General features: G+C 33.6%; 25 protein-coding genes. 20 read left to right on the top strand and 5 right to left on the bottom strand.

Translation table 11 applies throughout. From position 1 onward, the window contains the following. Positions 1-390: 390 nt before the first annotated feature. The 3 genes from ACFS3A_RS14270 to ACFS3A_RS14260 all read left to right on the top strand — a co-directional run bounded on the left by ACFS3A_RS14270 (position 391) and on the right by ACFS3A_RS14260 (position 4,061). The gene (locus ACFS3A_RS14270) at positions 391-1,890 is read left to right on the top strand and encodes a family 43 glycosylhydrolase (protein ID WP_379826266.1); all 1,500 of its coding nucleotides are present in this window, start codon (positions 391-393) and stop codon (positions 1,888-1,890) included. Positions 1,891-2,127: 237 nt separating this feature from the next. After that, positions 2,128-2,355 carry a CDGSH iron-sulfur domain-containing protein gene (locus tag ACFS3A_RS14265; protein WP_379826265.1) on the top strand — a complete coding sequence of 76 codons (228 nt, stop codon included), beginning with the start codon at positions 2,128-2,130 and terminating at the stop codon, positions 2,353-2,355. Between the two features lie 149 nt (positions 2,356-2,504). Beyond that, entirely contained in the window at positions 2,505-4,061 is a 1,557-nt protein-coding gene (locus ACFS3A_RS14260) for a patatin-like phospholipase family protein (protein WP_379826264.1), read from the top strand. A gap of 1 nt (position 4,062) precedes the next feature. Here ACFS3A_RS14260 and ACFS3A_RS14255 read toward each other — a convergent pair whose 3' ends face one another. Further along, entirely contained in the window at positions 4,063-4,512 is a 450-nt protein-coding gene (locus tag ACFS3A_RS14255) for a hypothetical protein (RefSeq protein WP_379826263.1), read from the bottom strand. An 88-nt stretch (positions 4,513-4,600) separates the two neighbouring features. Continuing rightward, complete coding sequence (locus ACFS3A_RS14250) at positions 4,601-5,041, bottom strand: SMI1/KNR4 family protein (RefSeq protein WP_379826262.1); 441 nt, start codon at positions 5,039-5,041, stop codon at positions 4,601-4,603. Positions 5,042-5,137: 96 nt separating this feature from the next. Between ACFS3A_RS14250 and ACFS3A_RS14245 the strand changes: the two genes are divergently transcribed. The 11 genes from ACFS3A_RS14245 (at position 5,138) to ACFS3A_RS14195 (ending at position 15,793) form a co-directional block, all read left to right on the top strand. Next, positions 5,138-5,677, top strand: a complete 540-nt coding sequence (locus tag ACFS3A_RS14245) for a DMP19 family protein (RefSeq protein WP_379826261.1) — start codon at positions 5,138-5,140, stop codon at positions 5,675-5,677. 110 nt (positions 5,678-5,787) lie between these two features. Further along, complete coding sequence (locus ACFS3A_RS14240; RefSeq protein ID WP_379826260.1) at positions 5,788-6,708, top strand: hypothetical protein; 921 nt, start codon at positions 5,788-5,790, stop codon at positions 6,706-6,708. Positions 6,709-6,867: 159 nt separating this feature from the next. Continuing rightward, on the top strand, positions 6,868-8,139 hold the full coding sequence (serS, locus tag ACFS3A_RS14235) for a serine--tRNA ligase (RefSeq protein WP_379826259.1): 1,272 nt from the start codon (positions 6,868-6,870) through the stop codon (positions 8,137-8,139). Positions 8,140-8,205: 66 nt separating this feature from the next. Then, positions 8,206-9,048, top strand: coding sequence for a prolipoprotein diacylglyceryl transferase (gene lgt / locus ACFS3A_RS14230; protein WP_379826258.1), 843 nt, complete (start codon positions 8,206-8,208; stop codon positions 9,046-9,048). Between the two features lie 82 nt (positions 9,049-9,130). After that, on the top strand, positions 9,131-10,912 hold the full coding sequence (locus ACFS3A_RS14225) for a tetratricopeptide repeat protein (protein ID WP_379826257.1): 1,782 nt from the start codon (positions 9,131-9,133) through the stop codon (positions 10,910-10,912). Positions 10,913-11,044: 132 nt separating this feature from the next. After that, positions 11,045-11,356, top strand: coding sequence for a DUF4286 family protein (locus tag ACFS3A_RS14220; protein ID WP_135223888.1), 312 nt, complete (start codon positions 11,045-11,047; stop codon positions 11,354-11,356). A 465-nt stretch (positions 11,357-11,821) separates the two neighbouring features. After that, complete coding sequence (locus ACFS3A_RS14215) at positions 11,822-12,454, top strand: hypothetical protein (protein WP_379826256.1); 633 nt, start codon at positions 11,822-11,824, stop codon at positions 12,452-12,454. A 46-nt stretch (positions 12,455-12,500) separates the two neighbouring features. Further along, a complete protein-coding gene (gene rsmA / locus ACFS3A_RS14210) occupies positions 12,501-13,286 on the top strand; it encodes a 16S rRNA (adenine(1518)-N(6)/adenine(1519)-N(6))-dimethyltransferase RsmA (RefSeq protein ID WP_379826255.1) in 786 nt (261 codons plus the stop codon). Next, positions 13,270-14,619: a magnesium transporter gene (gene mgtE / locus ACFS3A_RS14205; RefSeq protein ID WP_379826254.1), complete on the top strand. Its 1,350-nt coding sequence runs from the start codon at positions 13,270-13,272 to the stop codon at positions 14,617-14,619. The genes rsmA and mgtE overlap by 17 nt, the downstream gene beginning before the upstream one ends. 111 nt (positions 14,620-14,730) lie before the next feature. Beyond that, on the top strand, positions 14,731-15,507 hold the full coding sequence (gene proC / locus ACFS3A_RS14200) for a pyrroline-5-carboxylate reductase (protein WP_379826253.1): 777 nt from the start codon (positions 14,731-14,733) through the stop codon (positions 15,505-15,507). Positions 15,508-15,652: 145 nt separating this feature from the next. Then, the gene (locus ACFS3A_RS14195; RefSeq protein ID WP_179002982.1) at positions 15,653-15,793 is read left to right on the top strand and encodes a hypothetical protein; all 141 of its coding nucleotides are present in this window, start codon (positions 15,653-15,655) and stop codon (positions 15,791-15,793) included. Between the two features lie 128 nt (positions 15,794-15,921). Here the strand turns inward: ACFS3A_RS14195 and ACFS3A_RS14190 are convergent, their stop codons facing one another. Further along, positions 15,922-16,431: a hypothetical protein gene (locus tag ACFS3A_RS14190; RefSeq protein ID WP_379826252.1), complete on the bottom strand. Its 510-nt coding sequence runs from the start codon at positions 16,429-16,431 to the stop codon at positions 15,922-15,924. Between the two features lie 9 nt (positions 16,432-16,440). After that, entirely contained in the window at positions 16,441-17,586 is a 1,146-nt protein-coding gene (nhaA, locus tag ACFS3A_RS14185) for a Na+/H+ antiporter NhaA (protein ID WP_379826251.1), read from the bottom strand. A gap of 222 nt (positions 17,587-17,808) precedes the next feature. On the opposite strand from nhaA, the gene ACFS3A_RS14180 reads away from it, so the two are divergent. The 5 genes from ACFS3A_RS14180 (at position 17,809) to ACFS3A_RS14160 (ending at position 21,609) form a co-directional block, all read left to right on the top strand. After that, complete coding sequence (locus ACFS3A_RS14180) at positions 17,809-18,759, top strand: 2-hydroxyacid dehydrogenase (protein ID WP_379826250.1); 951 nt, start codon at positions 17,809-17,811, stop codon at positions 18,757-18,759. Between the two features lie 197 nt (positions 18,760-18,956). After that, complete coding sequence (locus ACFS3A_RS14175) at positions 18,957-19,367, top strand: DUF805 domain-containing protein (RefSeq protein WP_379826249.1); 411 nt, start codon at positions 18,957-18,959, stop codon at positions 19,365-19,367. A 25-nt stretch (positions 19,368-19,392) separates the two neighbouring features. Further along, positions 19,393-19,671 carry a TM2 domain-containing protein gene (locus ACFS3A_RS14170; protein WP_379826248.1) on the top strand — a complete coding sequence of 93 codons (279 nt, stop codon included), beginning with the start codon at positions 19,393-19,395 and terminating at the stop codon, positions 19,669-19,671. Between the two features lie 198 nt (positions 19,672-19,869). Further along, complete coding sequence (locus tag ACFS3A_RS14165) at positions 19,870-20,202, top strand: DUF805 domain-containing protein (protein WP_379826247.1); 333 nt, start codon at positions 19,870-19,872, stop codon at positions 20,200-20,202. Between the two features lie 309 nt (positions 20,203-20,511). Next, positions 20,512-21,609, top strand: coding sequence for a suppressor of fused domain protein (locus ACFS3A_RS14160; protein WP_379826246.1), 1,098 nt, complete (start codon positions 20,512-20,514; stop codon positions 21,607-21,609). A gap of 68 nt (positions 21,610-21,677) precedes the next feature. Here the strand turns inward: ACFS3A_RS14160 and ACFS3A_RS14155 are convergent, their stop codons facing one another. Beyond that, the gene (locus ACFS3A_RS14155; protein ID WP_379826245.1) at positions 21,678-23,480 is read right to left on the bottom strand and encodes a GNAT family N-acyltransferase; all 1,803 of its coding nucleotides are present in this window, start codon (positions 23,478-23,480) and stop codon (positions 21,678-21,680) included. Positions 23,481-23,598: 118 nt separating this feature from the next. Between ACFS3A_RS14155 and ACFS3A_RS14150 the strand changes: the two genes are divergently transcribed. Beyond that, positions 23,599-24,360, top strand: coding sequence for an exodeoxyribonuclease III (locus tag ACFS3A_RS14150; RefSeq protein ID WP_109191027.1), 762 nt, complete (start codon positions 23,599-23,601; stop codon positions 24,358-24,360). The last annotated feature ends 6 nt before the right edge of the window (positions 24,361-24,366 follow it).

Here is a 24,366-nt window from a genome sequence, read left to right as displayed (position 1 = left end):
AGGGAAGCTAAAGTCTTAATCGAAATATGAGTCATAAGCTCGGAGGACCGAATAGTTTACTTTTGCTTCCTTTCTCAATCATAAATCTACTTAAAATTTCAAAAAACAAATCTAAAGGAGGAACGAGAAATCTCCACAAGAAGCTCGACAAAGATTGGCTCTTTTAGGAGCGGAGTTACTCGCGGAGATTTCTCGTTCCTCGAAATGACAAACTAGTCCTAAAAACTTTGCGCCTCTGCGACTTTGCGAGATTATTTTTAACTTCTTTCATAAAAACTTTGCGAATCTCTGCGAAATTCTTCGTGCATCTCTGTGTAAAAACCTAACAAAATTTCACTCCATTAAAACCTTATGGTCTTTTTGACTATATTTGAAAAAAATATCAAAAATATGAATAAAATATATCTAACTATTTTAATATTGTTTGTGTATTGTGGTTATTCTCAGTCACAACCAGAAAAGAGTTTAAAACAAGGACAATTTTCCAATCCGATTTTTGCGGGAGATTATCCCGATCCGAGTTTATTAAGAGACGGAAAAGATTATTATGTTGTGCATTCTTCCTTTGATTATTATCCCGGACTTTTAATCTGGCATTCGACCGATTTAATGAATTGGGAACCTGTTACGAATGCGCTTCATAAATATGTTGGAGCCGTTTGGGCACCGGATTTAATTAAATACAACAATAAATATTACATTTATTTTCCTGCCAATAACACCAATTTCGTCGTTTCAGCAGATTCTATCAACGGTCCCTGGAGCGAACCAATAGATTTGAAAATCGGAAATATTAATCCCGGACATATTGCGGATGATAAAGGAAACCGATTTTTATATTTCAGTAACGGCGGTTATGTGGCTTTATCAAAAGACGGACTTTCGGTAACAAGCGAATTAAAACATGTTTATGGCGGCTGGAAAATTCCAAGAGAATGGAGCATCGAATGTTTTTGTATGGAAGGACCAAAATTGTTCAAACGAGGTGAATATTATTATTTAACAGTTGCCGAAGGCGGAACTGCTGGCCCAGCTACAAGCCATATGGTCATTTCGGCAAGATCAAAATCGCCTCTGGGACCTTGGGAGAATTCGCCACACAATCCGGTTTTGCGAACCAATAATAGTTCTGAAACCTGGTGGTCAAAAGGGCACAGCACTATTTTTGAAGATGCCAACGGAAAATGGTGGATGATTTTTCATGGTTACGAAAAGGATTATTACAACTTGGGACGTCAGACTTTGCTACAACCTGTGGAATGGACAAAAGACGGTTGGTATAAAATTTCTGATAACACTCAAACAGATAAACCGATTTCAAAACCACAAGGGAAGACACTTCCTGAATTTTCGTTAAGTGATAATTTTGAAGGTTCAGTTTTGAAACCGCAATGGAAGTTTTATGGTGGAGTTGAAAATTCAAGATTTAAAGTTGCCAATAAAACTTTGACAATCGAAGGAAAAGGAGATGGTGTTGGAAATAGTGCACCACTTGTAATTGTTCCGGGCGGTCATTCTTATTCAGCCGAAGTTGAAATGGAAATTGAAGGCGATGCAACAGGTGGTTTGGTGCTTTTTTATGATAATAAATATTATTCAGGAATATTAGCAGATCAAAACAACATTTTGGCAAATTTGAGAGGATGGCAGTTTCCAACAGAAAAAAATACGCATACGCGAAAAGTTTTTCTTAAGCTCAAAAATAGTAAAAATACAGTCGATATGTTTTACAGTATTGATGGAAAAGACTGGAAGAAAATTGAGAATTCAGTTGAAGTTTCCGGATATAATCATAATGTGCTAAGCGGATTTTTAGGATTAAGAATTGGTCTTTGCTCGATTGGAAAAGGAAATGTGAAGTTTAAAAATTTTGTTTACAAGGCATTGTAGGGTTTTTGCCACGAAGGCACTAAGGCGCAAAGATTTTTTATTAAGAATCTAAGTTTTTTAATTTAGTCATCTGTTCTAATGTGCTTAAATCTTTTAAAATCTGTGTGAAACAATAAACTTTGCGCCTTAGTGTCTTCGTGGCAAATTCAACATAAAATAGAACCAGTTTAAACTACGCTCATTGCTCATAAATAAAGATATATTTCGCAATCTTTGCAGCCGAAAAAAACAAAATTTATGAGCAAGACTAAATTAATCATCAATAAAAACGGATCTATTAAAATCGAAGGAGATTTTGAAATCATGGATCCTGAAGGAGCACTTTACGGTTTACAAGGAAGACAAGCACTTGGACTTTGTCGTTGCGGATTATCGGCAAACAAACCATTCTGCGATGGAGGACACAGAAACAACTTCGAACATGATTCTGTTGCGTTTGATTTACCGCCAATGAAAACAAACTAAGATTTTTTTCTAGTTTTAAATATTTGAAAACCGCATTCTGTTTGAATGCGGTTTTTTTTATGTTATTATTATGAAAAAATAAAAACACAACTGTTTCATTTTGAATTAATTCAATTAATTTTATCTGCATTAAAAAATGTTTTTGGTTTATGATATTTAAAAGGCTTTCTATAGTATTCTTTTTTTTTGTGTTTGTGAATGAAGGAATCGCTCAAAACAAAATAAATCTCTTTTCAGAAATTAATTATAACTCAATTCCTGCGGTAAGTTTAAACGAATATAAATCGGTTCAGGAACGGGATTCACGATTACAAAATCCAAATATTTCCTTGGGAGTTGGAATTTCAGGTGGTGGATCCAGAGCACAATTTTTTAGTCTGGGAGTCCTTTTAGGATTGGAAGAAATTCAGGAAGAAAAAACGAACCATAACTTTCTAAATGAAATTGACTATTTCTCGACTGTTTCCGGAGGTTGTTATTCAGCAGGATATTATCTGACGATTCTGAAAAACAAACTACAATATGATAATTGTACTTTCAACGAATTTTATTTTTCTAAAGCCGATGCCTTCAAGTCAGATGTCAACAAATCGGCCACGCTTTTTTCTCTTTTAAATAATAGCAGAAACGAAAAAGGAGAAAAAGTCTCAATGGCACAGCGATTAGATTTGGAGGTTCTGCAGTATGACAGTACAAATCCTGATAATCAGAATAAGTTTAAAACACAAATGCAGCTGTCTGATTTCTTTATTCCGAAAGACAGTAAATTAAATCCGCAATTGCCGATGATGGTGGCCAACGGAACGGCTTATAGCAATGGTGAACGCTTTCCGTTTATGCCTCATATCATTCGGGCTTTAAAAATCAATTCGTCTTTGGCTCCCAATAAAGCATCACTTCCGCTTGACGGAAATCAAATTAATAATGGCTATGATTTTCCACTTACATATGCCATCACAGCGAGTTCTGCTTTTCCCGGCGTTCTTCCAAAGACTAAATTCGGAATCAAAAACCAGGATAAAATATTGTGTGTAATTGATGGTGGCGCGTCTGATAATATGGGTTATGAAACTTTGATAGAATTGCTTCACAACGATAACAAAGTGAATGACAAAAACAAAAAAGCACTTTTTATTGATTGTTTGGGACAAGGAAAAAAGTCACCTTATATAAATGATGGAAAAATTAGATTACTTTCTTTACTGGAAACAGCCTCTTTGTACACGGTTCAAACGCGCTATATGACTTTTGAAAGAGACGTGGAAAATGCCCTGGAGCGTTATAAAATTCCAACTTCAAATTATCAGATAATTGGTTTTACGACTTTGAGGCATCATTTAGCAAATTTGAACAAAGATCAGAAATACGAAGATTTGGTTACAGAACTAAAAAATAGTGATGATGAAGCGGCAACATGGCTTAAACTGCATGATGATTTTAAAGCGAAATTGATTTCAAATTTTGGGGAAGAAAGTTTTAAAAAAGACAAAAATGGCGAATTACAACTTGCCAGTTTAGACCAGGAAAAGTTTAAAAATTTTGGTGCCAGTGAACTTTTAATGCTTTACGAATATGCTTCTCACGTAGAAACTAAACTCAAAATTACGCCCGAAGAAAAAGAAATGTTACTACTTTCCGGGCGTTTTGCGGCTTATTTGAAAGCCGAGGAATTGAAAGGATTGCTGGTAGAGAAGAAAGGGTTTTAGTTTATTGTTCAAAAACAACTTTTTTATTTGTCTTTGCAATTTTTACAATCTCATAAGGTCTGGAGAGTACGGTGGTTAGATTTCCAGTGTTTAATTTTCCAACTTTTACAAGTACAGTTTTACGATTTTGGGTGATTTTCAGAATATCTATAGAATGTCCTCCATTACCATTTGTTTTGTCTATAATAGCAATAATTTGATATTTGTTGAAGTCAATGTTTGTCTCACTGAATTCTTTTACTAAATTATTTGGAGTACTCATTTTTGTCATTAGGTCATTCCATGCTTTAGTATTTTTAATAACTAAAAATGTTGGACTAGTACTTTCATCATAAGGAAAAGGATTTCCTTTAGCGATTGCAGAATATTGTACGTTAGAGTATGGCAATTCATCTCTATCGCAGCTTGTAAATACAAATAGAAAAATAAAAAGTAAGAAAATCTGCTTCATGGTTTTGGTTATTAGTTTAATACTACTATTTATTTAACAGATTGATTTTTTTTAAATGGTTGCGTTAAAGATATTTATCTTTTTCGATTTACTGGATTTCATTTCCATTTTCATCCATTAGCATTTGCTCTCTGATGTAAGTCTGAAAAGATTTGTTTGTGTAATAAAGTTCTCCGCTTTCATGCCAAAATTCAACAACAGTTCCATCATTTCGGTCAAAGTCAAAACCAGAAAAATCTCCGCAAAAATTATCTCCAAAAAAACAAACATTCGATTTTAAATCATAATGATCACTTAGGCCTAAATCATCTAAATCAAAAAGGGTAGAAGTGATATTAAATTGAGATTCCCTAAAACTCCCCCAACCGATTTCTTGTAAATAAGCAATAAAATCTTGAGGTATATTAGGATATTCTGTAAGCAGTTTTTCTATTTGATCTTTAGTTGCGATTTCTCTTTTATTTTGTTCTGCATTTTTACTTTCAATCTTTTTTAAGAATTCTATTTCTAAACGGTAGCGTGTTTCCATAGATTCAAAAATAATTTATTTTAGTTCAAATTTTAAAAAGGATTTTTTCAATTATTTGCTCAACTTTGCAAAAGCAATCTTTTAAATAAACTCAAAATGGAATTCGGTAAAATCATTATTTCAGAAACAGCGGCAAATAGCGAAAATCCTCAGGATGTTGTGAATTCGAATATTTCGGTAATCAATTTAATGCGTGAAGAAAAAATAGACGACGATTTGATTCATGAAGATGCCCTGATGAGTTATTATCTGGATTTTTATGCATCAAAATATACTGAAGGAAATTTTTCAAAATTTGTTCATGATTCAGGATGGAATAAAGAATTGAACGAATTAATCGAAGAAGGTCTGGCTTTAATTGGCGCCGAAAAACATTTAGAACTTTTTAAAGAACAATCGCGAAAACTGCGTTTGCAGAGCAATATCAAATTAGGGAAATTTCTTCAGGCGAAATTTGAAACGCCAAATCCGCTTCGCGACCTTTTAAACAATAATACTTATTTTGAATTGGATGAAAATCTGGTCGAACTGAACGCAGCGTTTTTGAAATCACATCCCGATACCGAAGTGCTTTCTGTAGATGATATGTTTAAAACACTGGAAGAATTTGTAGGTCATGAAATTAAAAGAGACTAGGATTTAAAAAAGGAGAAGTGTTTTTTGAGAGGATTAAATTTTTTCGAGATGTTTTGTAAGAAAATTATATATTTGGAGAACCCAAAAATTCTACAAACAAATCAATGCCTATGAAAAAAACTATACTCTTAAGCGGAGTTTTAATGCTTTTGTTCGCTTGTGGTAAAAGTGACAAAACTAAAAACGAAGCAGAAATTCAGAATCAGGAATTGCTTTCGCTGATAAAAGCAGATACGAATGTGAATAAAAAAGAGTTTAAAAAACTCGTTTTTAGAAATCTGGATAATATTGAAGATTCTGACGAACTGAATCTTCCATTGCTTTCAAAAGTTGCTTCCAATCTAAAAATTAAATATTCCAATATCAAAATTGATGAAACAAGCTCTATCAACTACGATGATAAAACAGCTTTTTTTGTCTTAACAATTGTAGAGCATAATAAGAAGAAGCGACAATCTGTTAACTATGAGAATTTTGGTAATTATTTTCAGCGTAAATATCTATTTGTAGATCGTGAAAGCGGCGGAATAATAGCAGAGGAATTTGATGATAACTTAGGATATTATCACAATGAAGATATTCGGTTTTCTAAATCACACATTTTGAAAAACCTGATCTATCTCAACGAAAATACTCCTGCTGTAGGTTTTTATACTGAAGCTAGTGCAAACAGCAGAATTGTTTTGTATTCAGAAAAGAAATTTACTTTAATTACCCTTGCCGATAATGAAATCAGGAAAGTTTTATACGAATATCCAATCTGTTTAACCAATGGAGATTCTAACGGTAGTGGCACTTATCAGATTGAAACACTTGAAACGGGAATGAGTTTAGGAGATGATAAAACAAATGGTCTTTTTGATCTAATTGTGACCAAAAACTTTTCTTATGAAGAAGCCCTTGAAGACAGTTCAGCATATGAAATGGAAGAAAACAAGGAACTGAAAACCAAAAAAGAATCAGAGAAACTGAAGTTTAATGGTAGGGAATATGCTTTTCACAGAGACGACAGACATCGTTTTTTAGAGTAAAATTTATAAATTTCGAAACAACAACAAGGGCACTTTTACAGTGCTTTTGCTGTTTATAGGAGATTTCAGTTTTACTGCAAAACTTTGACCTATTGTTAACAAACATTTCCTTAAATTTGCTTCCGTTATAAAAAATACAATAGTTATAAAAATCAAGCTATGTTACAAATTGCATTTATTAGAGAAAATCAGGAGAAAGTAATCCAAGCTTTAGCAAAACGAAATATCGATGCTAAAAGCGTTGTGGAAGAAGTGGTTCAATTAGACGAGAATCGTCGTGCTGCACAGGTGGAATTAGACAATACTTTATCAGAATCTAATAAATTGTCCAAAGATATTGGTGAATTGATGAAAGCTGGAGAGAAAGCAAAAGCAGCAATCTTAAAAGAAAAAACAGTTTCACTAAAAGAGAAAAGTAAAGAACTGAGCGAAAAAGCAGAAGCTTTGGCTGTTGAGTTAACCAATAAATTATACACTTTACCAAACCTTCCGGCAGCTATTGTTCCTGAAGGAAAAACTCCGGATGACAATTTGAATGTTTTCCAGGAAGGAGATATTCCGGTTTTACACGAAGGCGCACAACCACACTGGGAATTGGTGAAGAAATATGATATTATCGATTTTGAATTGGGTGTAAAAATTACGGGAGCAGGATTTCCTGTTTATAAAGGAAAAGGAGCTCGTTTACAACGTGCTTTGATCAATTACTTTTTAGACAAAAATACCGCTGCAGGATACAACGAAGTTCAGGTGCCGCATTTGGTAAATGAAGCTTCAGGATTTGGAACGGGACAATTGCCAGACAAAGAAGGACAAATGTATCATTCTACAATTGATGATTTATATTTGATTCCAACGGCTGAGGTTCCGGTAACGAATTTATTTCGCGATGTAATTTTGAACGAAAGTGATCTTCCTGTTTTACATACAGCGTATACACCATGTTTCCGTCGTGAAGCAGGTTCTTACGGAGCGCACGTTCGCGGGTTAAACCGTTTACACCAATTTGATAAAGTAGAAATCGTTCGTGTGGAGCATCCAGATAATTCTTATGCAGCATTAGACGGAATGGTAGAACATGTAAAAGAGATTTTAAAAGAATTAAAATTACCTTACAGAGTGTTACGTCTTTGCGGTGGTGATATGGGATTCACGTCTGCTTTAACGTATGATTTTGAAGTGTTTTCTACGGCTCAGGACCGCTGGTTAGAAATCAGTTCTGTTTCTAACTTTGAAACTTTCCAGGCCAACCGCTTGAAATTACGTTTCAAAGACAAAGACGGAAAAAATCAACTGGCACATACACTTAACGGAAGTTCATTAGCACTTCCTAGAGTTTTGGCTGGAATTATTGAAAATTACCAAACTCCGGAAGGAATTGTAATCCCGGAAGTTTTACGTCCTTACTGTGGATTTGATATTATAAATTAATTTGAAGTTAAACCCGACAGGTTTTTAAAACCTGTCGGGTTTCTTTAAAACTAAAAACTGAGGCTAATGAAGGATGGAATTTTAAATTGGAATGTAGATCCTGTTATTTTCTGGATCACAGATAGTTTTCCTTTAAAATATTACGGAGCTCTTTTTGCCTGCGGACTTCTTCTGGGCTTTTATATTGTTAGAAATATTTATAAAAAAGAGAACCTTTCTCTGGACAATCTGGATACTTTATTGATTTATGTAATTGTCGGAACCGTTCTTGGTGCCCGACTTGGACATTGTTTCTTTTACGAACCGGATTATTTTTTCAAACACCCCATAGAAATCCTTTTGCCAATTCAGAAAATAAAAGGAGTTTATCAATTTGTGGGTTATCAAGGTTTGGCAAGTCACGGAGGTTCAATTGGAGTTTTGACTGCAATGATTTTATATTGCCGAAGATATAAAGTTCAGTTTTTAGGACTTTTGGATAAAATGGCGGTTGCGGTTCCGGTAACGGGTACATTTATCAGATTGGGGAATTTTATGAATTCTGAAATCTATGGAAAACCAACTAATGGAAACTGGGGAGTTGTTTTTGAAAGAGATGATTTAATCCCGAGACATCCAACGCAATTGTATGAAGCTTTAGCTTATGTATTGATTTTCGGAATCTTATTTTATATGTATAAATCGGAGAAAATAAGAAATGCACAGGGATTAATCTTTGGAACTTTCTTAACTTTATTATTCTCAGCCCGATTTATAATTGAGTTTTTCAAAGAAAATCAGGAAGCTTTTGAAAATAATATGCTGATTAATATGGGACAGATTTTAAGTATGCCGTTTGCATTACTTGGTTTGACTTTGATTATCTGGAAAAGTAAAAAAGTCCCAGTTGGCAGTGGCAGTTTACAGTAACTGAAAAAAAAGTCACAGTTTACAGTCACAGTTTACAGTTTGTAAGACTGAAAACTGAGACTGAGACTGAAAACTAAAAGATATGAAAAACATATTGATTTGTATCGTCTTACTATGTTCTGGTTTTGCATTTGGTCAAAACGAGCAACTGGCGCAGTATTATTATGATAAAGGCGATTTTGATAAAGCTAAAATCAGTTACGAAGAGCTTTTAAAAAGCGCACCTTCGAATACGCAGTATTTTTTAAGAACTGTCGATTGTTACCAGCAGTTACAGCAGTTTGCCAATGCCGAAAAAGCAATTCAGGATCGCTATAATCGATACAAACAAGGTGTTTTTTTGGTCGAATTAGGATATAATTTTCAATTACAGAAAAACGATTCGAAAGCCAAAAATTACTACGAACAGGCAATCGAAAAAATAAAAACAAGTCCAAACGATGTTTATGGAATTGCGAGTTCGTTTGAGAAAAAAGTATTGTTGGAATATGCTTTAAAATCGTATCAGACAGCAATGCAGGTGCAGCCGAATTTCAATTTCAATTTTCAAATCGGAATGCTGTATGGTCAGTTAGGGAAAACTGATTTGATGATCGATTTATTATTGACGGAATCTTTTACAAATCCGCAGAACACCAGTTTAATTCAGACGCAGTTGTCGCGTTTTATGAATGGAGAAACAGATAATACGGCTTTTAAAGATGCCATGCGAAAAGCATTAATTCTTAGAACCCAAAAAGATCAGGATGTTTTCTGGAATCATTATTTGAGTTGGTTTTATGTACAACAGAAAGAATTCGGAAAAGCCTTTATTCAGGAAAAAGCAATTTATAAACGTGAACCGGAATCGTTGATGAGTATCGTAAATCTGAGTCAGTTTGCGATGAATGAAGATGATGATGAAACTGCGGTTGAAATCTTGAATTTCATTCTTCAAAATACCAAAGATTTAAATCTATTAATTCAATCAAATGCGTATTTAATGCAGATAAAGATTGATAACGCACCTGAAAAAGATTATCCGGTTATCGATCAGGAATTGAAGCAATTGCTCACAACTTACGAAATCAGTCCTTTTACCTTATCTTTGCAAATTATTCAGGCACATTTTCTGGCTTTTAATTTGAAAAAAACAGAAGAAGGAAAGGCAGTTATCAAAAAAGCTTTAGAATTAAATCTAAACGAATATCAAAAAGCCGATGCTAAAATGGAGCTGGCGGATATTCTGCTTTTAGAAGAAAAGTACAATCAGGCGCTTATTTATTATTCCCAAATTCAATTGGATTTAAAAAATGATGTAATGGCGCATGAAGCCAGTTTGAAAGCAGCTAAAACAAGTTATTACAAAGGCGATTTTGAATGGGCAAATAAACAGTTTAAAGAATTAAAAGCGGCAAATACGCAGTTAATTGCCAATGATGCGCTGGAATATTTTCTGTTAATTAATGATAATACTGCAGCAGATTCGACTCAAGTAGCGCTGAAACAATTTGCAAAAGGAGATTTTTTAATTTATCAGAATAAAAAACCAGAAGCAATCACACAGTTTCAGAATATTCTAAAAACCTTTAAAGGGCAGGAAATAGAAGCGGTAACGTTATTGCGTTTAGGAAAAATTTACGAAAGTCAGAAAGATTTTGCTTCGGCTTTAAGCCAATACCAGCAAATTATCGACAATCACAGCGACGGAATTTATGTGGATGAAGCACTGTTTTTCTCAGCCGAAATTTACAACGACGAACTGAAAGATACAGAAAAGGCAAAGCCTTTATATGAAAAGGTAATTTTTAACCATCAGGATAGTATTTACTTTGTTGATGCCAGAAAAAAATACCGTGAGTTAAGAGGGGATAAGAATTTGTAGAATTAAATTTCAAAAAACAAATTCCAAATTCCAAAGAATAAAAATTAGTATAATGATGATTTGAAAAGATTTACAGGTAAGAGAAAAAACTCAGAACCTTAGAATCTTAGCATCTCAGAACCTTAGAAAAAAATGATTATTTACAACGTTACCACAAACATACACGAAAGCGTTCACGACCAATGGTTAAAATGGATGCAGGAAAAACATATACCGGAAATTCTGGCTACTAATAAATTTTCTTCAGCACGAATTGTAAAAGTTCTGGTTGAAGAAGAAATGGGCGGAATTACGTATTCGACTCAATATGTAACAGACAGCAAAGAAACGCTGGAAAAGTTTTATATCGAAGATGAACCGGAATTTCACAGAGAAGCGTTAGGTTTATTTGCTGATAAAATGCTTTCGTTTAGAACAGAATTAGAAGTTATTTCTGAACATTAATAATTTTTGGTTTTCAGTTTTCTTTAAAAGAAATATTATGGAGATTCGATTTCAAACAAAAGAGGAAAGTAATAAACAACAGCAAGAAGATTTTTAAACTTAACTAAAGTTGAAAGATTTTATAGTTTTTTACGTTTAAGCGAACGCATAAGTGCATTTCCTGTAAAAAATAAAATTGATAAAAATAAAGACAATTTTCTTATTGTAATTGAGAGATAAGAATAAAAAACTTAGTGTCTTTGTGCCTTTGCGGCAAGAAAACAAAAAATAAAACTTTGTGTCTTCGGGTCTTAGCGGCAAAATAAATCCAATAAGCTTTGAGTCTTTAATGCAAAAAGAATACTTTTGCGCCCTCCGTTGGGTTTAACGATATTAGATTAAAATTAATTGATTTTTCTGCTTAATGCCCAAAGGATTATATTTGCATTTTTTTAATTGAACTTTAGTTTGAACCCCAATTTGTTTATGAAAAACCTACAAATTAAACTTGTTTTGTTCTTGTTGTTAAGTCTCAATGTTTGCTGTCAAAGCATAGAAGGAGAGTCAACTTCTGTCATTTTACAGCTTAATGAATTTAGAAAAATAGAAGAGACATCAAAAGAAATCTTAAAAAATATTGCATCATCCAAGTATGAAGTGATAAAGATTAGAAACGAGGAACAACCTAAAGTATATGCAGAGATGGCAGATTCTGCAACAAAAATTTATTCTGGCGGTAACGAAATTAATGATTACATAGAAGAAATTAAATCAAGAATCTCTGAAGAAGATTGTTTCGTAACAAACGACACAACACTTTATGATGAATTTGTGAAACAAAAATATGCCATATTAAAAAGTAAGATAGATCTTTTTTATAAACAAAATAAAGTAATTATAGCTTCTGCTAAGCGTTATGATAGTTTTAAAGAAGATAATGAGGCATTTAATACAAATAAAATCTTTATAAATAAGGAAGATAAGAAGGTGAATTTTTTAAACTATAAATTTGGCTACAAAGCAAATATTGGGCTACTGACCAGTTTAGAAAAAATTCAGTTTGAAGTTGTTCATTTTCAGTATATGTTTATGAACGCGAATGTGGGATCTGCTCATTAAAATATTGCATCAATAAATTAAGAAAAGCAGGAAGCAAATAACAAATATGGAAAAAGTAAAAGCCAAAAAACATTTAGGACAGCACTTTCTTAAAGACGAAAGCGTCGCAAAAGCAATTGCTGATACTTTAAGTTTAAAAGGATACGATGAGGTTTTAGAAATAGGACCAGGGATGGGTGTGCTTACTAAGTATTTGCTTGAAAAGCCAATTAATACACACGTTATAGAAATCGATACAGAATCTGTAGCGTATTTGGATGCACATTATCCAAAATTAAAAGACAAGATTATTTCTCAGGATTTCCTGAAGTATAATATAAATGAAGTTTACCAGGACAAACAGTTTGCCATAATTGGAAACTTTCCGTACAATATTTCTTCTCAGATTGTTTTTAGAACATTAGATCTTAAACATCAGATTCCGGAATTTTCCGGAATGTTCCAGAAAGAAGTAGCCGAGCGTATCTGCGAAAAGAAAGGCTCGAAAACCTACGGAATACTATCCGTTTTAGCCCAGGCTTTCTATACTACAGAGTATCTGTTTACGGTTGATGAAAACGTTTTTATTCCTCCGCCCAAGGTGAAATCGGGTGTGATGAGAATGACCCGAAAGGAAGATTACAGCCTTCCTTGCAGCGAAAGGTTGTTTTTTACAGTTGTAAAAACCGCTTTTCAGCAGAGACGAAAAACATTACGTAACAGTTTGAAAACATTAAATTTATCAGACAATCTGCGAGAAGACACTATCTTTGATAAACGTCCGGAGCAGTTAAGCGTCGATGAATTTATTGAACTGACTCTAAAAATAGAAACCGATGGAGTTCAAAGTTAGTAAAGAATTTATACACCAGTTAGAGGAGCTGATCAATAAGAAAAACGACAGTGAATTAGAAGTTTTGCTTAATGATCTGCATCATGCTGATATTGCCGAAATTTTAGACGAATTAGATTTCGACGAGGCAACTTATATCTTTAAGGTTTTAGATAGTGATAAAACAGCCGAGATTCTTCTGGAATTAGAAGAAGATTTGCGTGAAAATATCTTAAGCCGACTTTCGCCAAAAGAAATTGCAGAAGAGCTTGATGAGCTTGAAACCAATGATGCCGCTGATATTATTGCAGAACTTTCGCAAGAAATCAAAGCGGAGGTAATCTCTGAAATATTAGACGTTGAACACGCCAAAGACATCGTTGATCTTTTGCGTTACGACGAAAATACGGCTGGTGGTTTGATGGGTAAGGAGCTTGTAAAAGTGAATGAAAACTGGAACGTTTTGACCTGCGTTAAAGAAATGAGAATTCAGGCAGAAAATGTATCCAGAGTACATTCTATTTACGTAGTGGATGATGAAAATAGACTAAAAGGAAGACTTTCTCTTAAAGATTTACTGACTTCTTCGACCAAAACTCAGATTGGAGAAGTATATATCCGAAAATTAAATTTTGTAAACGTTGATACAGAAGATGTTGAAGTCGCCCGTATCATGCAGAAATACGACTTAGAAGCAATTCCGGTTGTTGATGAGTTAGGCCGTTTGGTGGGAAGAATTACTATCGACGATATCGTCGACGTGATAAAAGAAGAAGCCGACAAAGATTACCAGTTAGCTGCCGGTATTACACAAGACGTTGAATCGAATGACAGCGTTTACGAATTAACCAAAGCACGTTTGCCTTGGCTTTTGATCGGAATGGTGATCGAAATTGTAGCTTCTTTTGTTTTGAAAGGAAACGAAGGAACTTTTCAGAAATATTCTACTTTAATCATATTTGTACCTTTACTTTCTGCAACAGCAGGAAATATTGGTGTTCAGGCTTCCGCAATCGTGGTGCAAGGTTTGGCCAACGGAACTTTGAAAGAATTCAGCCGTGCTTATTTTACGAAAGAAATTACGGTTTCGATGATTTCGGGAAGTATCATTTCGTTGCTTTTATTAGGGTATCATTCTATAATGTACCAACAATATTTAGTTGGGTTTGCCATTTCAATTTCGATGATAGTAGTGATTTTGTTTGCTGCTACTTTGGGAACTTTGGTCCCCCTTTTTCTGAATAAAAACAAAATTGACCCCGCAATTGCAACAGGACCATTTATTACAACAACCAACGATGTATTCGGAATTATGCTCTATTTTGGAGTAGCAAATCTAATTCTTGGATTTTAGATTTTTGCCACAAATTAGCAGCATACAGTGATTTAAAATCTGTAAAATCTGCGTAATTTACAGGCGGAAAATATACTGTTAATCAGTCATCATAAATTCAAACCAGGAAGAATGAAAGTACACATTATTGGAGGAGGAAACCTTGGGGTTTCTATTGCCTTGGGAATCGCAAAATTTTCAAAAAACAATCAAGTTACTGTTACCAGAAGAAATACAGCAAGTATTCAGTATTTAACGGAATACGGAATTACTGTATCGAACGATAACAAACACAATATTCAGGAAGCCGATGTAGTAATTTTAACGATAAAACCGTATCAGGTTGATATTGTTTTAGCTGAAATTCTGCCTGTCATCCAAAACAAAACTATTGCTTCAGCTGTAAGCGGCTTGTCTTTGGAGATGCTTCAGACCAAAACAAATTTTGAATATCCGGTGGTGCGTATTATGCCAAACATTGCAGCACAATTTGGAGAATCAGCGACTTGTATTTCTTTTCCGGAAAAATATGCAGCAAACGCAGCGCCAATTGTTGACTTATTTCAGGATTTAGGAACAGCTCCTGTAATCGATGAAAAATTAATGGATGCAGCAACCGTTTTAGGTGCTTGCGGAACGGCGTATGCTTTACGTTACATTCGTGCGTCTATGCAGGCAGGAATCGAAATTGGATTTGATTCTAATACCGCTTTGGCAATTGCGGCTCAAACCGTAAAAGGAGCAGCTAAAATGCTTTTGGAAGAACGAGTACACCCAGAACAATTAATTGACCGCGTAACGACACCGCAAGGCTGTACAATCGTAGGTTTAAATGAAATGGAACACAATGGTTTCAGTTCATCTTTAATTAAAGGAATCAAGACTTCTTTGAAACAAATCAAAGGATAGGTTTTATAGAAATTCCAATATTTTAAATTCCAAATTTTATCTTTCGGGAGGAATTTGGAATTTTTGTTTTTAAAAATTAACTTAAACCTTGACTTTTGTTTTAATTTTGTTATTAGACGGTCAAAGAATAACTAGTAGATCAAATATGGAGAAAGAAATTATAAAATCTTATGAATTATCAGATGAACAACAAGAGATTTTAAATAATCAATTAAATTTAGACATAAGTATTTATAAGGAAGCCGAGTCAGTTTACGCTGACTTAAAAAAGAAATATGAATTATAAAATTACCATTTCTCCAGCTTAATAATATTTGTTTTGTCATGCTGAGGAACGAAGCATCACACAAGAAATTCTACAAAGTACTTCAATTTGACCCGAGCCCTAGCGAACAGTCAAAGCAATTTGCAGTTTTATTTCTTAATAAGCTGAATATATTTCAACCCACATTCTGAAATCTTAGTATACGAATTCATAGCATTTCCATAATTCTGAATGGTCAAAGTATCTTTTACATATAAAGCATCAATGCCAACAGGAATTTCTAATTCTTTTCGAGGAATCGAGTCATTTTCATCTTCATTGCTGATGTCGCCTTCGTATTCATCCCATTGAATTCCTTCCAAAACAAGATATTTTTCTCCGGAACTATTTTGAGAATAGGTTGCTTTTCCTTTTAAAGTTCGAATAGCTGTTTTAAAAACATAGTGATAACTTTTATTGTCTTTTAAAACAATTAAAGAAATTGGACAGTCACCGGCTGTATTGGTATATGTTCCTTCAATTTCATCTTTAGGATTTTCTTTTGAAACTATTTTTTCTTCTTTTAGAATTTCAGTAGAAGAAAGTTTCTCTTTTTTTTGATTGCAGGAAGTTAAAGTTAAGTAAGTAATAAACAGAAGAAAAAATCGAGAATTAGTCATAATAGAAAATTAAATTACGGCATTTTTGTTTAAAATATACTTTAAATACACAAAACCAATAAAGCCCGCTAAGAAAGAAGCAATTAGAATGGCTATTTTAGAAAAGACAATTATTTCAGGATTTTTAAAAGCTAAAACAGTTATAAAGATTGACATTGTAAAGCCAATTCCGCCCAACATTCCGGCACCTAAAATATGAGACCATTTCAAGTTTTTTGGCAGTAAACATAAACCTGAAGTAACGCCAACGGAAGAAAATAATAAAATACCTAATGGTTTGCCTATTACAAGTCCCAGAATAATTCCGTAAGTATTGGAATGATTCAAACCTTGATGCCAGTTTTCGGTAATGGTTAAAGCTGTATTAGCTGCTGCAAATAAAGGTAAGATGAAAAAGGCTACAGGCTGATGCAGGAAATGCTGTAGTTTGTAGGAAGATGTTTTTTCTCCGCCATCTCCAAACGGAATAACAAAGGCTAAAATTACTCCTGTTATAGTCGCATGAACACCGGAATTGAGCATAAAATACCACATGGCTGCTCCGCCAATTATATACGGAATCAAATTATGTATTTTCATTCGGTTTAAAACAAACAGAGCGCACCAGATTGCGAGTGCAATTCCAAGGTTTAGAAAAGAAACAGAAGTGGTATAAAAAACGGCAATCACAATTATAGCGCCTAAATCGTCAATCACAGCCAAAGCGGTTAGGAATACTTTTAATGAAGCAGGTACTTTATTTCCGAGAAGTGATAAAATCCCGATTGCAAAAGCAATATCGGTTGCCATCGGAATTCCGGCACCATTTTGAGTAGTAGTTCCGTAGTTTAAAACCAAAAAGATTGCAGCGGGAACCAGCATTCCTCCAAAGGCCGCCATGATGGGTAAAGAAGCATTCTTGAAATTAGACAATTCCCCATGATAAATTTCGCGTTCCAGTTCCAATCCGATTAAGAGGAAAAAAATCGTCATTAATCCATCATTAATCCAATGGGTAATAGTATGTCCGGCGATTTCTTTTTCCCAAAATTCCACATATGGAACCTGAAAAGAAGAGTTGGCAAGATAAAGTGATAAAATAGTAACAAAGAGCAAGATAATTCCTCCTGATTTTTCGTTTTCAAAAAAGGCTTTAAAGGTCTTGGTTAATTTCATTTGGAAAAATTGAGAAGATTTAGAGTATAGGTTTTAGTAATCCGAATACTTTCAAAGTTAGAAAAAAATATGCGCAATAAAAAGGATTTGCTACAAAGGCACTAAGATGTTGAGTCTGTTTTGTTGATGAATTTTTAAAGTCTGTATTAAAAAAACTTTGAGCCTTTACGACTTAGCGAGATTAAATTAACCGTATTTTTGTATTTATAAATTCACTAAAAAATGAGCATAAAAATTCTTCATATCGACAGCAATAATCCAGTTCTCTGGAATCAATTAGAAGAAGCGGGTTTTGAAAATCACGCCGATTTTAAATCTTCAAAAGAAGAGATAGAGGCAAAAATACAAGACTATAACGGAATTGTAATTCGAAGCCGGTTCAAGATTGATAAAACCTTTTTGGACAGTGCAACAAAGTTACAATTTATCGCAAGAGTAGGTGCAGGTTTGGAAAGTATTGATTGCGAATATGCTTCTTCAAAAGGAATTCATTTGATTGCTGCGCCGGAAGGAAACCGAAATGCTGTTGCAGAACATTCTTTGGGAATGATTTTATCTTTATTCAATAATTTAAATCAGGCTGATGCCGAAGTAAAAGCCGGGCAATGGAATCGAGAAAGTAATCGTGGACATGAACTCGATCTTAAAACTGTCGGGATCATCGGGTACGGAAATATGGGAAAAGCTTTTGCTAAAAAACTGAGAGGTTTTGATACTGAAGTTTTATGTTATGATATTTTGGATAATATAGGTGATGAAAATGCGAGGCAAGTTTCTTTAGCTGAATTACAGGAGAAAACAGATGTTTTAAGTCTTCATCTTCCTTGGACTCCGGAAACAGATAAAATGGTCAATAAAAGTTTTATTAATGCGTTTAAAAAGGCATTTTGGATTATTAATACGTCTCGCGGTAAAAACATAGTTACAGCCGATTTAGTTGAAGCGATGAAAGCGAAAAAGATTTTAGGAGCCGGTTTGGATGTGTTGGAATATGAGAAGCTTTCTTTTGAAACGCTTTTTCAGGATAAAAATACCCCGGAAGCCTTTCAGTATTTATTAGAATCAAAGAATGTGCTGTTAACGCCTCATATCGCGGGATGGACTTTTGAAAGCCATGAGCGTTTGGCTCAGGTGATTGTCGATAAAATTAAATCAGTTTATGGCAAAATATAGCTCACAGCCTTTAGATATTAATAACGAGTTTTTTCTTGTAAATTTTATTTAGTGAGATTAGTTTTATTTGTTAATTTTTAATAATATTGTTTTTGAGTTTTAAAGAATTAGTCTAAATAGAGTTTCTGAAAATCTCAAAACAATCCCAAATCTTAAGATAGATTCGGTCTTAACTAACAAATAAAATTTTAATTATTATGATTGAATGGTACAAAAAAGTAGTTTTTGAGAATTATGCGACATTTAGCGGAAGAGCCAGAAGAAGCGAATATTGGTATTACACCTTAGCGACAATTATTATTTCTATTGTTTTAGGAATTATTGACTCTTTATTAGGTTTTTCTTTCTTAGATGGAGATGCAGGTGTATTAAGAGGAATCTATAGTTTATTGGTTTTCTTACCAGGATTAGCCGTTATGGTTAGAAGATTACACGATGTTGGAAAAAGCGGATGGTTTTTTCTTGTAGTACTTATACCATTGGCGGGAGTAATCTGGTTATTAGTTGTTTTATGTACAGAAGGAGAACATGGATCAAATCAATATGGTCCGGATCCTAAAAATGATTTTGAAGATATTAATGAAATTGGAAAAGTTGAATTAGACTAATTATTAAAATATTAAATTTAAAAGCATGGAAACAACAAAACCAGAAAGCTGGAATACCCCGTCACAACCAAGACAGGAAAACAAAAAAGTATTAGCAGGTATTATGGGTATAGTTTTTGGATACTTAGGTATACATAAATTTATATTAGGATACACACAAGAAGGTATAATTCAAATCGTAATTTCAATAGTTACTTGTGGTGCTGGAAGTATAATCGGATTTATTGAGGGAATCATTTATTTGACAAAATCAGATGAAGATTTTTATCAAACTTATCAAGTTGGAAAAAAAGGTTGGTTTTAATCTTATAAGTTATCATATTGAAAAGAACCCATTCAGTAATGAATGGGTTTTTTTATGTGTAAAAATGTCTTTATCTGATACAATTATGACTTTTTGTTCCTTCGAATAAATTCAACAGTCGGTAATCTTGCTTTTTGATAGAAAGTAATGGAGTAACCGAAAATCCTTAAGAGTAGGATAATTGAAAAAAAGAATATTATGTTAGAAATGTACAAAAAAGTAGTTTTTGAAAACTATGTAAACTTTAAAGGAAGAGCGAGAAGAAAGGAATTTTGGATGTTCTTTTTAGTAAACATTATAATTAGTTTTGTTTTAGGTTTTGTTACAGGATTAATTTCTCCAAGTTTAGTAATAATTGCTAATGTTTACAGTTTGGCGGTATTGCTCCCAGGTCTTGGTGTAGCCGTGAGAAGAATGCAGGATATAAATAAAGAATGGTGGTATATCTTAATACCTCTTTACAACATTTATTTGTTTACAATCGAGGGAACACAGGGGGCCAATCAGTACGGAGAAGATCCTAAAAAATAGTATGCAAATACTCGTTAGCCGAAAAGCATAAAACCAAATAGCTTTAAATAAAAATTGTTAATTAAAGGTCCCATTTGTGTACATAAATGGGATTTTTTAATTGCATTTTTGAATCCCCCAGATAGAGCGAAGGTTCCGTTGTTGACCAAAAAGGTTTCTTTAAATATGTCTTTTATTAATTGAAAATGTAATATCCGATTTCTGGGGGTATAAACAAATAAAATGATTTTATTTAGAATTGATTTGGTGTTTTATAAATAAAAATCGTTACTTCAGTTTAAATTTTAATCTAAAAAATAATAAAGAAATATGGGATTATTTAGTAGAAATAATAAGATCGAAAAACCCAAAGTTGTTCTTGAATTAAGAAGTCCTAGTTGCCCAATAACTGCAATTGTAGAACAAGATAATAGAACTGCTTACTTTTATTTGTTTGGCGATAATGAAGACTTTGGTGTAAAAAGCTGTTGGATTAGAAATTTAAGTAAAGCACCGGAAGAAATTGAAGTAAAATTGATGGAAAAAGGTGTTCCGCCTATGTTAACCAAAGAGTTTTGTAAATTTCCGGAAGGTCAGGGACGGCTTAGTGAAAAGAATTTGGAAATTGTTTGGCTGGAAGAAGGAGATGGAGCGGCATTGTTGGAAAACGGAGAAATTTTATGTGTAATACCGAGCTGGGGATGTGATGGTGGATTTTATGGATATGCACGAGATTGTACCGGAGAAGGCAGTTTTGCCTGGGAACTTTCCGAAGATAATGAAATGAGAAAACGGGTAAAAAATGCCGTTTCTTTTATTAAAACATGGGATAAAGAAGAGAATCCTTTTCAGTCTCTGCAACCAAAAATTTTAAATTATTACGCAGAGATATTTGGCGAAAGCGAGAAGTATTATGCAATCGATAATTCTGAGTGGCCTCCAAAAGGTCTTTATGTTTACGAAGGAAAAGAAAAGATTGTTTTTGCAACTGTAGCGGTATCACTAAGACCACAACCAAAAATTGAAATGTATTATGAGGTTCCTGACAAGGTAAATAGAATTGAACTTGGAATTATTTTGAAGTCAGGGTTAACAAATGAACAAATCAATAATGTTGCAAGCTTGATAAGCGGGATTACAACAATACCTTGGGATTACATCACTTTTTTGGCAGAAGGCCATACTGTAGAGTTTCAGACAGGAATTAGTGAAAAATTTAAATATGCAGTTCTAACTAATAAATTAAAGCTTTTGCCGCAGATTAATTTACCGGCTTTTGGAAATTCAGAAACTAATTTTTTATGGATTGTACCTGTTTCAGATAGAGAATGGACGGTAATGAAAGAATCCGGTTCACAAGTAATACTGGATAAACTTGATGTTATTGGTGAAGAAATATTTAGTCTAAATCGAGAAGAAGTTGTTTAAGAATAGTGTAAAAAAGAAAAACTCATAAGTTTAAATTTATGAGTTTTTCTTTTTTTATGATCAATTGTTTAATCTTCTTTCTCAGATAATTTCTTTTCCAATTCAATCTGAAATTCTTCAATAACCGGTTTCATAGTGCTTTCCGGAATATCTGCGATTCTGATGTACATTAAACCGTCGATAGCATTATTGAATAAAGGATCAACGTTAAAAGCTACAACACGAGCATTTTGTTTAATGTATTTCTTAATTAAAACCGGAAGACGTAAATTTCCTGGTTCTAACTCGTCAATAATTTTGTCGAATTTATTCAAGTCAGATTCTGCTTCATCGAAGATAAAATCTTTATCGGCATCTTTCAGTTTAACTTTGTACGCTTTTTTCGGGTGAATATATTGCGCAATATATGGATCGTAATAGTTTGATTTCATAAACTCAATCATAAGCGATTTAGAGAAATCGGAGAACTGATTACTGATACTTACACCTCCAACTAAATATTTGTGTTCAGGATGACGCAAAGTGGTGTGAATAATACCTTTCCATAATAAGAACAAAGGCATTGGTTTTTGCTGGTATTCTTTCACAATAAAAGCACGTCCCATTTCGATCGATTTGTGCATCATATCATGAAGTTCAGGCTCAAATCTGAAAAGATCTGTTAGATAAAAACCTTCAATTCCGTATTTAGGATAAATCTCAGAACCTAATCCCATACGGTAAGCTCCGGCGATTTTTTTGGTTTCATCATCCCATAAAAACATATGATGATAATATTGATCGTATTCGTCTAAGTCAATCGATTCGTTTGTTCCTTCACCTACTTCACGGAAAGTGATTTCGCGAAGACGGCCAATTTCATGAATAATGTTTGGAATTTCTTTTGCGCTTGCAAAGAAAACTTCGTAATTTTTACTTTGTAAAAATCTGGAATCACTATTTCTCAAAGCCTGAACTTCATCAATCAATTTTGATTCGTTTGCTGGCGTTACGATTTTTTTTGGTGCTTTTGTAATTTTCAGACTTGCTGTATCAATCAGTTTGGTGTCTTTTTCAAACGGATTAGCCAGCATATAGGTTTTCTTTCTTAAGAATTCTGAATATTCCTCAAAAGATTCAATTTCGTTTTGTTCGCTTACCGAAATAGGTTTTCCAATACGAACTTTAATTACACGGTCTTTTTGCGTTAACAATTCAGAAGGCAATTTTGCAGTTCTTAGAGTATCATCAATTTTGGAAAGCCAGTAGAATAATTTACTGTTTTTAGCATGAAAATAAATCGGAACAACCGGAACTTTAGCTTTTCTGATCAGTTTAATTGCGCCTTCTTCCCAAGGTTTATCTACAACTAACTTACCGTCTTTATAAGTCGAAACTTCTCCGGCAGGGAAAATCCCCAACGGTTTACCATCACTTAAATGACGTAACGTTTCTTTAATTCCAATTACGCTCGATTTTGCGTCCTTATGGTTTTCAAAAGGATTAACCGGCATAATGTATTTTTTCATTGGAACAATTCTGTGCAATAAGAAGTTTGCAATGATTTTGAAATTTGGCTCTCTTTCAAGCATTAATTTCAACAATAAAATTCCATCAATTCCTCCAAGCGGATGATTAGAAATAGTGATATAAGCACCATCTTTCGGTAAACGTTTTAAGTCTTCTTCCGGGATTTCAAATTTGATTTCCATCTCATCCAAAATTCCGTTCAAAAACGCAACATCCTCAAGGTGTTTATTATGGTCGTAAATTTTATTAAGGGTAGAGATCTTAAGAACCTTCATAAGAATCCAGCCAGAAAAAGTACCGAGAACTCCGTACTTTTCAACATTTATTGCCTTTGCAACTTCTTTCGCGGTAACTAAACCCATGTAGTACTTTTAATTTATTAGAACAGCGAACAAAGATAACAAAAAACTCTACTTTTCGTTGTTTCCAAGATAAACTTTGCACTTTTTTATTACATTTGAAATCCTAAAAAAATCACTGATGAAAATTATTTCTTATAATGTAAACGGAATTCGTGCCGCGATAAACAAAGGTTTTATCGAGTGGCTGCAACAAGCAAGTCCTGATGTAATATGCCTTCAGGAAATAAAGGCAACGCAGGATCAAATTCCGGTTGATGATATAACAGCGGCAGGTTATCCTTTTCAATATTACTATCCAGCAACTAAAAAAGGATACAGCGGCGTAGCTATTTTATCGAAAACAAAACCGAATAACATTGTTTACGGAACAGGAATTCATCATATGGATTTTGAAGGCCGAAATCTTCGTGCCGACTTTGATGATGTTTCGGTAATGAGTTTGTATTTACCATCGGGAACAAACATTGAAAGATTAGATCATAAATTTATGTTTATGGATGATTTTCAAACGTATGTTAATGAATTGAAATTGACGATTCCAAATTTGATTATCTGCGGTGATTATAATATCTGTCACGAAGCAATTGATATTCATGATCCGGTTCGTAATAAAACAGTTTCAGGGTTTCTACCTGCAGAACGTGCCTGGCTGGATGCATTTATGAAATCTGGTTTTATTGATAGTTTCCGTCATTTCAATAAAGAACCACACAATTATTCTTGGTGGAGTTACCGTGCAGGAGCAAGAGGAAACAATAAAGGCTGGCGTATCGATTATAATTTGGTAAGCAATGCGTTAGAAAACCGTTTAAAAAGAGCTGTTATACTACCAGACGCTATGCATTCAGATCATTGTCCGGTTTTAGTCGAAATTGATTAAAGTTTG

This window comes from Flavobacterium notoginsengisoli, assembly GCF_042686225.1.
GTDB lineage: Bacteria > Bacteroidota > Bacteroidia > Flavobacteriales > Flavobacteriaceae > Flavobacterium > Flavobacterium notoginsengisoli.
The sequence above is the reverse complement of the archived record's forward strand: the minus strand, read 5'-3'. Positions and strand labels throughout refer to the sequence as shown.